Source organism: Paenibacillus phyllosphaerae (assembly GCF_014192105.1).
Classification (GTDB): Bacteria; Bacillota; Bacilli; order Paenibacillales; family Paenibacillaceae; genus Paenibacillus_Z; species Paenibacillus_Z phyllosphaerae.
On sequence record NZ_JACHXK010000027.1, the window covers coordinates 54,650 to 67,645 of the forward strand.

The window sequence follows — 12,996 nt, forward strand, 5'->3', positions numbered from 1 at the left end:
CTTCCATGTCTGTACGGTGTGCAAATCCTTTATCATTTCGGTATGCTTCTTATCCAGCGTATAGAACGCGAGAAACAGAAGTGCTGGCTATTCAACCGCAGTCATACGGACTGCCATGTATTGACGGCCCGGCAGTTCAATCCGGAACTTGCCTTCATACGTTCCTTCAAGACGTTCGACTGTCATATTCCAGGTATCGATGACTTCCACTTGATATTCGATACCCGGCTTCATCTGGAACTCGCGGAATTTCGGCTGGTTAAATCCGAAATAGAAGAGGTAATATTCGTCCTCCACGCCGGCGCAAGGCAAGTCCCATTCGAATCGCAGCGGATCGAGTCCTCCCTTCGGTCCGGCTTCCATGATGCCCCTTAAGAATGCGATTCGCTCCGGACTTGAGCCATGAAGCTTGCCGCCCTTTGCCCACCAGATAATATCGTCCGGGTCCATGTATGTCTCGCCATGGGCGACGTAGCCGCCACGCACGGCGCCTTCCCAGAATCGGCGCACCATCTCTTCTCCGCTAATATTGCCCCAGCCTTGATCGATATTGCCCTCATACGCGCATTCGTCGATGACGATCGGCTTCTTCCACCGCTCGCGCCACTCGTTCGTCGCTTCCGCCGTTTTGTATACATCGACACGCTGGATGCTGCAGTGCGTCACCCAAGGTTTATTGAAATCATAGAAGACCATGCCGTTATGATTCGAGATCAGATGGCCGTAAGGATCCATGCTCGTTACGATCCCGCCGAACCGTTCCCAATCCTCCGCTCCCTTCGCCCACATGAAATCATATTCATTGGCGAGCGACCACCATATATGTCGGTAAGCCGACAGCCGCGCCACGATGTAGCGCAAGTAAAAGTCGTCCTGAGACGGGCTCATCTCCGCGAATCCCCATCGGTCATAGGGATGGAACAATATCAAGTCCACCTCGATGCCAAGCCGGCCCAGGTCTTCGATCCGGCGCTCCAAGTGCTGGAAGAACGCAGGATTGAAGCGGCTGTAGTCCCAGCCTTGCTCCAGGGAACCCTCATACGGATAATGAACAGGCTCGTTCATATTGTATAGATAGGATTTGGGGAATACGCACATCCGCAATTTATTAAAGGGAGAACCGGCAAGCGAAGCGAGGGTCTGTTCCTCTAGTTCGTCGCCTTGATGCGTCCAGGCATAGCTTGTCGTTCCGACAGGAATGTAAGGCGTGCCGTCGGCATAGCCGAAGTGATAGGTATGGCGCACCTGGACCGGACCATGATTTCCCGCTTCTGCAGACTTGCAGGCAAACTGTCCTTCCAATCCGTCTAGCCCGGCGTAGGAGCTCCTCGTCTTGAATGTCCAGGCCCCCTCTTCATCCGCCATAAACCGGATTTTATAAATGCCTTCACCGTCATAGAAGCCGGTTGCTTGCACGGAGCGGCCGTCCTTGTAGAACGACGCGGCAAGCTGAACATCCGCGAACGGATTGCCGTGGCGAGGCCCGGTGAGATGAATTTCGTACACGCCCCATTTCTCCGCTTTGGCAGGAGCATTCATGGTAACGCTATCCGTCTCGCCCTGCCATTCGCCGTAACGATCGTCGGCAAAAATCACCGGTTCTTGTTCGGGCGGGTCAACAATTTGAGCCAACTCGTTCATGACTTCCTGCAGTTTGCCTTCCGGCCAGCCGAGCGAACGCTTAGAGAAAGACGCGAATTGAGGCACCGTAAGCATTTTAGGCAAGGATAGTGTGTACGGATTGTCCGCGAGCGCTGGCATGTGCTTGCTTAACACGGCGCGCGCTTCTTCGTTGCGCCATATTTTACCGATTTTGGAGTTCTCGTTGAATACCATTTGGTTTCCCTCCCAGAGTTCGGCGGATCAGCAGCAGAGGCCTACTGATCGGAACCGGTAATGAACTGCAAACATGATTCCTCACACATCGCTACTAGTTAACTAAACGCGTTTAGTTCATTTGATATGTAAATGCTATCATCGCTCGCTTTCATCCGTCAATATCTTTTGTTTAGTTTAAATTTCAGTTGTTTTAACTAAACGGTATGAATATTGTTTAGTTAAGGTCATTTTAAATCGGATACTTACACTCTATAGCCGACAAAATATGGCGTTTATATGAAATCCTATCGTTTACACGACCATGTAGCCGGTTACTTTTTCACGATAAATTGCGATTTCGCAAGGTTTCGCTTAAACTAAACGTACTAAACTTGTTTACGAACTGTGGAGGACATCCTATGAACATGGAAGATATTGCGAAGCTCGCTGGTGTCTCCAAATCCGCTGTATCGTTGGCGCTGAACGGAAAGGCCGGCGTCGGTGAGGACACGCGAATGCGTATTTTAGCAATTGCGGCAGAACATGGTTATTCGGGCAAAATAAAACCGGCCGCTCCCGAAAAGAACGGCCGTTCCATACAATTTCTCGTTTTCACTAGCTCCCAGCTTGTTCATGAGGATTATTACCAACAGCCCTTCTTCAAGGAGCTCATTCATTATATCGAAGAAGGCTGCCGAAATTACGGGTACACGCTGCAGTTTCGAACAATCAGCGCAGGTGACTACGAGCAAGGGATTCAACTGGTGATGGACGATGATCGGTGCAGCGGCGTTATTCTGCTCGGCACGAATCTGGATAGCGCGCAGATCGCCGACATTGCCGCCAAGCTGCCGCATTTGGTCGTACTGGATACGTGCTTCAACGAGCTGCCCGTTCACTTTGTAGAGATCAACAATTTCATGGGCGGATTTCAAGCCGGCAGCTATTTGCTCGATCAAGGACACCGGAGGATCGGCTATATCGGATCGGATGAGCGGATTCACAATTTCGATGAGCGGCGCCGCGGCTTTCTTGCTTCGTTGGCAAGCAAAGACGTCCATCTGTCCGAAAGCTGCATATTCGCCGTACCGCCGGCAATCCTCGCTGCCCAAGCTCCGCTGCGCGAGCAGCTTCACCGGTTCATTGACAGCGGCGAGTCGACGCCGACCGTATTTTTCTGCGAATGCGACTATATCGCCATCGCCGCCATGAAGATTCTGCATGAGTTCGGCTATCGCGTGCCGGATGACGTATCGGTGCTTGGCTTCGACAACATTAACGAGTGCCTGATCGTTTCCCCCGAGCTGTCTACCGTCCACGTCGAGAAACAGCGCATGGCGGAGACAGCGGTCGATCTCATTGCCTCTGCCTTCGAGGATGAGCATGCGATCAAAATTAAAGTCAAAGTGGATACCCGCTTCGTTGCGCGCAATTCCTGCAAGCGACTTGACTGAGGGCACCAGTGGTCAAGGTTAAATTTCTTTGTTAATCATCAGATGATCGAGACATGCTAAATTCACTGAGGAACGTATGCAATTAAAAAGCCGCGAGCATCACACTTACGGCTAGCTGTCGAGATATTGATCTCGACGGCTATTTTTATGTAGTCGATGTAACCAGGGATTTACAAACGTTGGACGAGCATATTCATCTATTCGACCATTCGTACCATCTCGGTCGTTGCCGCTGCTGTCTCTTCGGCACCGGCTGCCGTCTCTTCCGTTACGGCCGCGATGTTCTGGATGCTGACTTGCACTTCCGAACTTTGCGAAGCCTGTTCTTCGCAGGCCACTGCGATTTCGGAGATGCGCTGCGAGGTTACATGAAACGTGCCCCTGATCTCCTCGAACGCTTGTCCCGCTCTGAAGCTCGCTTCATTGCCCGTTTCGGAAGAGATGACCGCTTGTCGGGTATCCTTCTGGATGTCTTTGATCAGCTCGCTTATTTCTTTGGTCGCGATGCTGCTGCGCTCTGCGAACTTCCGCACTTCATTGGCTACGACCGCGAATCCTTTGCCCGCCTCGCCCACTTAATGCAGCTTCCAGCGCTGCATTAAGCGCCAGCAAATTCGTCTGAGCCAGTTATTCTGCCGCTCCGATTGCAGCCGTCAAGTATTTGCGGCCGTTAATCGCAGTCTCCTTCGCTTTGGCCAAATTGCCTTGTTCGCCGATCCGCTTTACTTCGTTCATGATTTCGGCGTATTGCTGGCTTTGACTCGTGATCTTGTCAAGTATAGCTGATTAGCTTCTAAAATTAGAATCGTATCCAGCGTGGTGATCGAGTGTTCCAGTTCCTTATTCTTCTCCATGTCTCTAATTGGGAACTCTGAATCCGATCCGTGATATCAAGCCATCCTTCCCAATTCCCCTTCTTGTGATGTAGTATCAGCCGCACAAGCTGTATAGAAGTTATCGGATGGACATGGGAACGCAATGACAGGTGAACGTTCCCTGAAAATTCAGTCTGTTGCTCATCATACGTTTCCTTCACTTGATAGGACAAAGCTCCTGAAGGCGCATTCGTTAGTCGAATTCGCCGCTGTTCATCTTCTCCCCCATGCGTTACACTCTCATTAAGAATAATTCTCAATTAAGGAGCGTTAATGCCCATGACGACACCTTTGCTTCGGCAGAAAGCGGCGTCTCTCCGGCGCAGTATACAAGGAGAACGAGCGGCTCGGTTGACCACATCGGACTATAAACGTCATGTTATCGAGGTACTACGCAGAGCCGTCCCTTTCGATGCCTATTGCTTTACTTCCGTCGATCCACTGACGCTGTTATCAACGGGGGCCGTGACCGAGTCTGGTGTCGAAGCGATACACAGCCAACTGTTCGAGAATGAGTACCGCGGGCTAGATTATAACCGTTATGCGCAGCTAGTGGCAGGAGGCATAAGTGCGGCTTCATTGCGGTATGCCACCGAAGGCTATCCGGAACTCAGCGAGCGTTATCGCAGCATTCTGGTATCAGCGGGTTTTACGGATGAGCTTCGGGGGGTCTGCTTGTCAGAAGGGCACTGCTGGGGATTCCTTACGTTATACCGCCAGAAGGTACTTCCTCCATTCGGAGCGGAGGAGCTTGCACTTCTGTCAGAAATTATGCCGGCGATTGCCGCTGAACTACGCCTGCGGGCAATCACAAACCTCAAGTCGGACGAAGATTCCGAAGTTGCCTCCGGACTAGTCATTATGAACCAGTCACTCGTTCCCGTGCTAACGGATTCAGCCGCGGATCAATGGATGTCGCGTCTGCGGCAAGCGGAGGGTATCGATGAACTTACGCTCCCCCGGCCCGTGCGTGCCGTCTGTACGGCTGCACTTACTCGAATGGCTGAGATCTCGTCTGGCGATGAACTCGCCAGCGTTTATGTTCGGATGCCTAGCGGTGAATACGTAAGTTTACATGCCAGTCGATTACGCGATACTTCCGGCAACGGCCACCTCTCCATACGTTTTTCACGGGGAGAAATGCGCGATTACGTGTTGTTCCAGTCGGTAGCTTACGGTTTATCGCCTCGGGAACAAGAACTCGCAGCGTTGGTCACGCGCGGCCGATCAACGAAGCAAATTGCGGAAGAACTTCATATCTCCGTTTATACCGTTCAGGATCACTTAAAAGCCATTTTTGCCAAAACCGGCTATACCTCTCGCCGTGAGCTCACCACCGGGTTATTGACCGGTAACGCTAATTCGCCTCGCTAATCAAGCCCGTTCTATCTTGACAGTCCAATCGAATGGAGCTAGCTATGGAACAAGGCCCAAAGCTAGCTCAATCGAATATCCCTCGGATGAGATTTTACCCGATAACCGCGATTGTCCTGCATGCAGTCGACCTCTTAACTATAGTAGCTCCGGACGACAATATCTTGATTGTAATTACCGAAGCCTTTGCCATAGAGCGTAAGCCCTCCCCGACCGCGCCCCGTATCTTCCGCTGCGATGCGGAATGTCCAGTACATTGCGCCTAGATCAATATCGTGGATCCCAATGCCGGAGATCTTCTGTCCATCGACGTAAGTGCCGTGTTCTTTGATCCGCAGCACCTTAAGCATGCCGTATTGATTGACGTCGGAATGCCACCATTCTGGCGTCAAGCGTCCTCTCGTGTCGCCAAAATCTCCCGGACTTGTCCATATTCCGAGCGGCTTGTCGTTCAAGGTGAACCGGATGTCGGATGGCCAGTTCTCGTTGACCCGAGGCGCTTCCGAACCGATCTCGAGCGATATCTCGATCTCCTGAATAGATTGGTCTTTATACAGATAATTCGGGATCTTATATTCTACCCATCCTTTGGCCATCCACAGAATTCCGGCATCTACCCGCTCCGGATCCATGAAACAGACGGGATTGTCGTATTGACCGATCACCGATTTCGTCGTAGCGATCCCGCATGTCGGCCAAGCCTCGTAGTCAGTGTATTGCCCGATAGGTATAGACAAATCGTGGGCACCTAAGGACAGCGGACCCTCAGGAGACAGCTGGACTTGCATGAATTCCGTCTTCACAAAGCAAACTTTGTACGTACCTTGATCCACTCTGACCATTCTGCTCCCAACGATACCCGCTTCCTCCAGCTTGCGGATATGGCCGCTGACGACGGCATTGCTCAGATATAACTCGGCTGCCAGTTCTTTGACATGCCGTTCACGCTCGAATAATTTATCGATAATTTTCAAGCGCACTTCACTAGCCAGTGCTTCATAGACGCGCAACGAATCTCCATTGGTTGATAAACGCATAGTTATACCCCTAGTTGGATTTGGTTTTAAGCGAATCCTAAAGTTAATGATTGTCTGATATTCTTTATTATGATACGAATATAGTATAAGTTCAACCGTTAGAATTCGTTTTTAACAAAATCCAACTTTTTCGGAGGGTTATATCGATGACGATTCGCGCAAACATGCTCGTAGACAAGAACTTTACTGTATCCGTTATAGATCCCAGAGTGTACGGTTCCTTCATTGAACATTTGGGACGTGCAGTCTATGGAGGCATCTATGAACCTGGCCATCCAACCGCAGATGCCAATGGCTTCCGGCAGGATGCTCTTGAGGCCATTCGTTCGCTGAGAGTTCCGATCATTCGATACCCTGGGGGCAACTTCGTATCGGGCTATAATTGGGAAGACGGTGTTGGTCCTAAGTCCGAGAGAAAGCGGTTACTCGAGCTTGCGTGGTGGACTACGGAGACGAATGAGGTTGGAACGAACGAATTCGCCGACTGGGCCAAGCTTGCCGGAACCGAAGTCATGATGGCTGTAAACCTTGGTACAAGAGGCATCGATGCTGCGAGGAATCTCGTGGAATATTGCAATCACCCTTCCGGCTCTTACTGGAGCGATCTTCGCATCTCGCACGGCTATCGTGACCCCCATCGTTTCAAAACATGGTGCCTTGGCAATGAGATGGATGGGCCTTGGCAGATCGGGGCGAAGACAGCCGTGGAATATGGCCGTCTTGCCAATGAGACCGCTAAAGCAATGCGTTGGGTCGACCCAACGATCGAGCTGGTTGCCTGCGGCAGTTCTTCGAGAAGCATGCCGACTTTCGCCGATTGGGAAGCAACGGTACTGGATCTGACTTACGACCAGGTCGATTTCTTATCGCTGCACGCTTACTACAATAATAACGAGAACGATACGCCGAATTTCCTAGCCCGTTCGATGGATCTGGATCAATTCATCCAGAGCGTAGCCGCGATCTGTGACTATGTACAGGCCAAAAAACGGAGCAAGAAGAAAATCATGCTCTCGCTGGACGAATGGAACGTATGGAACTCGATCGGTTCTAGCCGGGCTTCGGAACGCTGGCAGGTTGCGCCTCCGGAATTCGAAGATGTGTATACGCACGAAGACGCTTTGGCTGTCGGCTGCTTCCTCATTACGATTTTGAAACATGCCGACCGCGTCAAAATGGCATGCATTGCGCAGTTGATTAATACAATCGCGCCGATTATGACCGAAACGGATGGGCCGCTCTGGCTGCAGAGCACATACTACCCGCTTCTTCATGCTTCCACATTCGGTAGAGGAACCGTTCTTCTGTCCAATGTAGACGCGCCGAAGTACGATTCCAAAGATTACACGGACGTCCCTTATATTGAGACCGTCAGCGTGTTCGACGAAGAACAAGGACAATTGACGATCTTCGCGGTCAACCGGCATTTGGAGGAAAACATGGAGTTCGACATCGATGTACGCAGCTTCGGCGATCTTCGCCTAATCGAACATATCGTGCTGGAGAACAATGACCTGAAGGCCACCAACACGAAAACGGCACCTAACCGGGTACTCCCTAAGTCCGGCGGACACACGAAAGTTGATCAAGGCCGCGTGAACGCCATCCTCAGCCGTGCTTCGTGGAACGTTATCCGTCTGCAGGTTACCAAGAAGTAATACCGTCTGCACCTATCTACACACGACTACGGGCAACGATCTTCACTTTGGCTGAGCGTAAGCCTAAGCTACACTAACCTGCATAAACCGAGAGGCCTCAGTCCTGATTACGATCAGACTGAGGCCGATTTCATTTTTCATCTGCTGCTTTGCTGTTCGAGCTGTTGTTCTATCGACAAACTGTCGCCTCTTCGCACCGTATCACCATGGTTTCTGCCCCCATGGACCACCTGTCCACGGAGGCTGTTGTCCCATGTGTCCACCTTGCCATGGCGGTTGTTGACCCATATGTCCGCCTTGCCATGGCGGTTGTTGTCCCATGTGTCCGCCTTGCCACGGCGGTTGTTGTCCCATGTGTCCACCTTGCCACGGCGGTTTCTGACCCTTAAGTGCGCTTTGCCACGGGGATTTCTGTCCCATAAGTGTGCTCTGCCATGGGGATTGCTGCCCCATGAGTGCGCTCTGCCATGGGGATTGCTTCCCCAGGAGACCGCTTTGAAGCGGCGAATTCTTCCCCAACAGCCCGCCTAACCCGGATTGTCCCAACATGCCTTTTAGCAGGAAGGAACGCTCTTCTCTATGATTGGGCACCGATTTCCCCTCCTCTCTTCCTAGCAAATCCAGTTTTATAGATATAGGTTATGCAGCTTCTGCGACATTGGAATGGATGATTATCCGTATATACGTTCGCCTCCACGCGAATTCAATTGTTGCAAGCCTGATTCCGCTCATTAATGGAAAGAATAAGCAAATAAATATTCGTCATCGAAACTGATATAAAAGCGGTTTAGCTTTCGTCATATAAGCGAAAGGGGGGACGGAGGCAACATGAAGGAAGGCGCACAGATACCCGAGCTGTTCCAGCGCTTGTTCAGGGAGCATTACCCCGAGGTAGCGCGCAAGCTCTATGCGCTCACAGGCGACTATGCAGCGGCAGAGGATTTGGCCCAGGAAGTGTTCCTGCGGCTCTACCAGAACCACCCGGACCGGTTGGAGACGGTCGGCGCTTGGCTGCACCGGGTGCTGACTCGGATTGCTTACGATTATTTGAGACAACGCTCATCGGGCAAGACCACATTGGAAAAAGAAATGGCCCGCGTGGCCGCTTGGTCGGAAGGCGCCGCCCCTTCTGGAGAGACGGAGGTTATCCGCGAGTGGGAAAAAGACGTGGTACGTCGAGTGCTTCAGAAGCTTTCCGATCGGGACCGAACCGCCCTTCTGCTTCGTGAGGAAGGATACAGCTACGAGGAGATTGCGCTCCGGCTGGAGGTCAATCCGAAGACGGTCGGCACATTGCTGGCCCGGGCAGAGGAACGGCTGAAGAAGAAATACGGGCAGGAGGAGGAGCAATACGATGGCAGACGAAACGAAACGGACCGGCGGGGAGCCGGTATTTGATACCGATCGTGCATGGGAGCGCTTCGAGCGAATGGCCTCACACAAGCCTATTCCCGCATTTTGGCAGCAGGCGGAGGATCGTATGCGCTCAGACGAAGTACGAATCGAAGCACAACAGAACGGGAATCCAGAGAATGACAAGAAGGACGGTGCAATTGAGATGACAAAGACAGGAGCAAATAATGGGACGCTAGACCCTGCAGTTAGCCAACCGGAGACACGCAAAGCAATACCGTATAATGCCGTGAGCAGCGTTTGGCGGACAGAGACAACGTCCAAGCGAATCGTTCGCAGGCTGACCGCTGGCGTGGCCGCTGTAGCCATCATTACCGGCTTGTTTACCACACCGCTCGGAGACCGGGCGTTGGCCGCTATGCAACAAACCTTCCGCATTCATCACATTGAAGGCGTGGGAATCACCGCGGATGATATGACGAGCATCTCTAACCTATTGGAGAAAGGATCGCCGGAAGGAGACCGCAGCTTCAATCTGGCTCAATATGGAAGCTTATCGCAGTCCGGCGGCGGACAATCGCTCCCTCTTACTTGGGATGAAGCGGCAAAACGGATGGGTGACTCCCTGCTTCAGCTAGACAACAACACCGCGCCGACGTATCAGCCTGCCACTACGCTAACCTTCAATTTGAATGTGAAGGCAGTCAATCGCCTTCTCACCCGACTAGGCAGCACGACCACCCTGCCTGCCGAAGCGGACGGAAAAGAAATCAAGCTTTATATACCTGACGGCATCACCACAGAGGGAACCTTGTCGGGTAAACCGGTGCGGCTGCTCCAATTCGGCAAGCCGGAGCTCACCGTTGAAGACGGTATCGATCCGGCAACTGTCCGCGAAGCAGTGCTCGGGCTGCCCGTACTTCCTGATAGCCTGCGGACGAAGCTGGCCACCATTGGCGACTGGCAAAGTACGTTGCCGGTTCCTGCCCGAGATGGCGTGACGACCAATATTCAGTTAGGCGGACATGATGCGGTCATGACTGTGAACGGCACCAATCGCTATCTACTCTGGCTAGTTGGGAATCGGTTGAGCATGCTGAGCGGCGATACGGGCGATTTTCAGACAGCATCCGAATTCCAGCAAGCAGCTGAGGAGCTTCTCTTGCCATGATGATGGTCGACACGTTGGATTTAACCAAGACTTATAACGGCCGCGGCGGTTGCCGCAGCATCACCTTGCAGGTGCCGGAGGGTTCCATCTTCGGCCTATTAGGACCTAACGGCGCGGGCAAAAGCACCTTTGTGAAAATGCTTGCCGGCCTCCACCGTCCTGACTCGGGCCAAGGCACAGTGTTAGGCCAGCCTCTAGGATCGCCGGAAGGACGGCAAAAGCTCGGGTACTTACCCGAGCTGTTCCGCTTTCAGGATTGGCTTACGCCAATCGAGGTGCTCCGCTTCCATGGCCAGTTGGGAGGGATGAGCCCAAGAGAAACGCGGACGTCTTCTTTCCGCAACCGGATGCGGGATACCTTAGAGCTGGTCGGTCTATCGGAGGCGGCAGACCGCCGGGTCGGCGGCTTCTCCAAGGGGATGCAGCAGCGCCTTGGTTTAGCTACGGCCCTGCTTCTGGAACCCCGGCTGGTGATTCTGGATGAACCAGCTTCGGCCTTGGATCCGATCGGACGTTATGAAATCCGCAGCCTGCTGAAGCGGCTTCAAGGCAAGGGAGTGACTATTTTCCTCAACACCCATCTACTCGAAGATGTGGAGGAATTGTGCGATGAAGCGGCCTTCTTGTATGGCGGCGAGCTGCTCGCAGCAGGTCCTCTCCATAAGCTGCTCAGCAGCGCTGAAGACATCGGAGGAGGCAGCAACTGGCGCTTCCTGCTCGGCGGCTGGATTCCGGAGAGTTGGACTGAGCTGAGCGACGTAATCGGCGAAGCCCTCGCTTCCCTGCTGCGAGTGGTCGAGGCGGATGAGAACGGCACTGCCCTCCTAGCTGCCCGTGTTACCGATCGTGAACAAGCCGCCTATTTGGCTGCCCAGTTTATCCAGATTGGGCTAACGCTCTACGAATCCGGCCCACAGTCCAACAATCTGGAAGCCTGGTTTCTCCGTATGGCGCAATCCCGCCAAGGAGGTGCCAAGCAATGACGATGTACGTGTCCGCCATCTTCAAGGAACTGACTCGCAAACGGGTATTCCTCGTTACGCTTATTTTAACCTTCATCTTTATGATCCTGTTCGCCGTCGGAGTTCGGGAGGTGAACAGCGTGATCGAAGGGGATCAGAGTTCGCCCGCCGGACGTTTGCTGAACAGCATGGTCTTTATGATGCTCGGGATGTTTTTCGCACAATTCCTGGCCGCTTTTTTCGTACTCTTCTCCGCCATGGGAAGCGTAACCGGCGAGCAGGAGAACGGCCTGCTGTTAGCCGTTGCCGCCCGCCCCATCTCGCGTTGGAAGTTATATCTGTCCAAGTGGCTGGGCCATGCTGTATGGGTCATCGCGTACAGTGCGTTCCTATTCGCCGCCATAGTCTGGACCATCCACAGTATCGGCGGGCTCCCCTTGCTAGCGGGAGATGTTCTACGAGGCTTCGGACTATTTATTTGGATGCCGCTTCTGCTCCTTACGCTTACTATGCTCGGTTCCGTCTATTTACCGATGTTGGGTAACGGGATTTGCGCCGCACTGCTGTATGGGTTCGCCCTCTTTTGCGGGCTCGTAGAAGGAGTCGCCTCTTATCAAGGGCCCCATCCCGCTTTGGAGAAGTTTTTTCTTCTGACCGGGCTGCTTCTGCCCACGGACTCCGTCTATCGCAGAAGTCTCTACGAACTTGTAGGGGGAGGCGATTGGGCTGGTTTGGCAATCTCGGACATGGGTCCCTTCTCTATCGCGAGCGTTGCCTCTAATACCTATCTCCTGTACACAGTCGTGTATATGGCCGTTCTGTTGATGTTAGGTTGCCGGGCGTTTAACCGAAAAGATCTGTAACACCAGTTGTCGCCGGCCAATGTAAAAATGGGCTTCGCCCAATCGCGAAGCCCATTTCCTCTATACTCAACACTGCGGTCATCACTAATCATCCCTTCTTCTATAAAATTCTATATGCAAAAAAAGACCTGATCATCGTGTGATCAGGTCTTTTTTTGCATGGTGACGACTTACTTCACTTGAACACTGAGATTCAGGCTAGCTCGTTGCGCCTTGAAAACTGGATATGAAACTTACACCATTAGCTGTGTTATATCTTGTCCCTGGTTTTCACACCGGGGTCCCCGAAAAGTAATCGGTATACGCTACAACGCTTCACGTCACTTTTTGGGGTTCTTTTAGGATAAGCCCTCGACCGATTAGTATTCGTCAGCTGCATGCATTGCTGCACTTCCACCTCGAACCTATCAACCTGGTCGTCTTCCAGGGGT

At 52.5% G+C, this 12,996-nt stretch carries 10 protein-coding genes and 1 rRNA gene; 7 read left to right on the forward strand and 4 right to left on the reverse strand.

Translation table 11 applies throughout. The features are described from left to right. Positions 1-87: 87 nt before the first annotated feature. Positions 88-1,836: a DUF5605 domain-containing protein gene (locus tag FHS18_RS30815; protein ID WP_183604246.1), complete on the reverse strand. Its 1,749-nt coding sequence runs from the start codon at positions 1,834-1,836 to the stop codon at positions 88-90. 401 nt (positions 1,837-2,237) lie between these two features. Between FHS18_RS30815 and FHS18_RS30820 the strand changes: the two genes are divergently transcribed. Beyond that, positions 2,238-3,272, forward strand: a complete 1,035-nt coding sequence (locus FHS18_RS30820) for a LacI family DNA-binding transcriptional regulator (RefSeq protein ID WP_183604247.1) — start codon at positions 2,238-2,240, stop codon at positions 3,270-3,272. Positions 3,273-3,469: 197 nt separating this feature from the next. Here the strand turns inward: FHS18_RS30820 and FHS18_RS30825 are convergent, their stop codons facing one another. Continuing rightward, positions 3,470-3,847 (reverse strand): methyl-accepting chemotaxis protein, encoded by a 378-nt coding sequence (locus tag FHS18_RS30825; protein ID WP_183604248.1) that lies wholly within the window; start codon positions 3,845-3,847, stop codon positions 3,470-3,472. Between the two features lie 579 nt (positions 3,848-4,426). On the opposite strand from FHS18_RS30825, the gene FHS18_RS30830 reads away from it, so the two are divergent. Next, entirely contained in the window at positions 4,427-5,521 is a 1,095-nt protein-coding gene (locus tag FHS18_RS30830; protein ID WP_183604249.1) for a helix-turn-helix transcriptional regulator, read from the forward strand. Positions 5,522-5,655: 134 nt separating this feature from the next. On the opposite strand, the gene FHS18_RS30835 is transcribed toward FHS18_RS30830, so the two are convergent. Next, a complete protein-coding gene (locus tag FHS18_RS30835; RefSeq protein WP_183604250.1) occupies positions 5,656-6,558 on the reverse strand; it encodes an ArsR/SmtB family transcription factor in 903 nt (300 codons plus the stop codon). 146 nt (positions 6,559-6,704) lie between these two features. Between FHS18_RS30835 and arfA the strand changes: the two genes are divergently transcribed. The 5 genes from arfA (at position 6,705) to FHS18_RS30860 (ending at position 12,565) form a co-directional block, all read left to right on the forward strand. Beyond that, complete coding sequence (arfA, locus tag FHS18_RS30840) at positions 6,705-8,216, forward strand: arabinosylfuranosidase ArfA (RefSeq protein ID WP_183604251.1); 1,512 nt, start codon at positions 6,705-6,707, stop codon at positions 8,214-8,216. Between the two features lie 828 nt (positions 8,217-9,044). After that, complete coding sequence (locus tag FHS18_RS30845) at positions 9,045-9,614, forward strand: sigma-70 family RNA polymerase sigma factor (RefSeq protein WP_183604252.1); 570 nt, start codon at positions 9,045-9,047, stop codon at positions 9,612-9,614. Beyond that, positions 9,571-10,740, forward strand: coding sequence for a hypothetical protein (locus FHS18_RS30850; protein ID WP_183604253.1), 1,170 nt, complete (start codon positions 9,571-9,573; stop codon positions 10,738-10,740). The genes FHS18_RS30845 and FHS18_RS30850 overlap by 44 nt, the downstream gene beginning before the upstream one ends. After that, positions 10,737-11,723 carry an ABC transporter ATP-binding protein gene (locus FHS18_RS30855; protein ID WP_183604254.1) on the forward strand — a complete coding sequence of 329 codons (987 nt, stop codon included), beginning with the start codon at positions 10,737-10,739 and terminating at the stop codon, positions 11,721-11,723. Before FHS18_RS30850 ends, FHS18_RS30855 begins: the two co-directional genes overlap by 4 nt. Then, complete coding sequence (locus FHS18_RS30860; RefSeq protein WP_183604255.1) at positions 11,720-12,565, forward strand: ABC transporter permease subunit; 846 nt, start codon at positions 11,720-11,722, stop codon at positions 12,563-12,565. The genes FHS18_RS30855 and FHS18_RS30860 overlap by 4 nt, the downstream gene beginning before the upstream one ends. A gap of 339 nt (positions 12,566-12,904) precedes the next feature. On the opposite strand, the gene FHS18_RS30865 is transcribed toward FHS18_RS30860, so the two are convergent. After that, positions 12,905-12,996, reverse strand: a 23S ribosomal RNA gene (locus tag FHS18_RS30865); the annotation flags it as partial.

Bases quoted from the DNA above. Each gene is read 5' to 3' on its own strand.
- FHS18_RS30830 (WP_183604249.1), top strand. From the start codon at position 4,427: ATGACGACACCTTTGCTTCGGCAGAAAGCGGCGTCTCTCCGGCGCAGT.
- FHS18_RS30845 (WP_183604252.1), top strand. From the start codon at position 9,045: ATGAAGGAAGGCGCACAGATACCCGAGCTGTTCCAGCGCTTGTTCAGG.
- FHS18_RS30860 (WP_183604255.1), top strand. From the start codon at position 11,720: ATGACGATGTACGTGTCCGCCATCTTCAAGGAACTGACTCGCAAACGG.
- FHS18_RS30835 (WP_183604250.1), bottom strand. From the start codon at position 6,558: ATGCGTTTATCAACCAATGGAGATTCGTTGCGCGTCTATGAAGCACTG.
- FHS18_RS30850 (WP_183604253.1), top strand. From the start codon at position 9,571: ATGGCAGACGAAACGAAACGGACCGGCGGGGAGCCGGTATTTGATACC.
- arfA (WP_183604251.1), top strand. From the start codon at position 6,705: ATGACGATTCGCGCAAACATGCTCGTAGACAAGAACTTTACTGTATCC.
- FHS18_RS30855 (WP_183604254.1), top strand. From the start codon at position 10,737: ATGATGATGGTCGACACGTTGGATTTAACCAAGACTTATAACGGCCGC.
- FHS18_RS30815 (WP_183604246.1), bottom strand. From the start codon at position 1,836: ATGGTATTCAACGAGAACTCCAAAATCGGTAAAATATGGCGCAACGAA.
- FHS18_RS30820 (WP_183604247.1), top strand. From the start codon at position 2,238: ATGAACATGGAAGATATTGCGAAGCTCGCTGGTGTCTCCAAATCCGCT.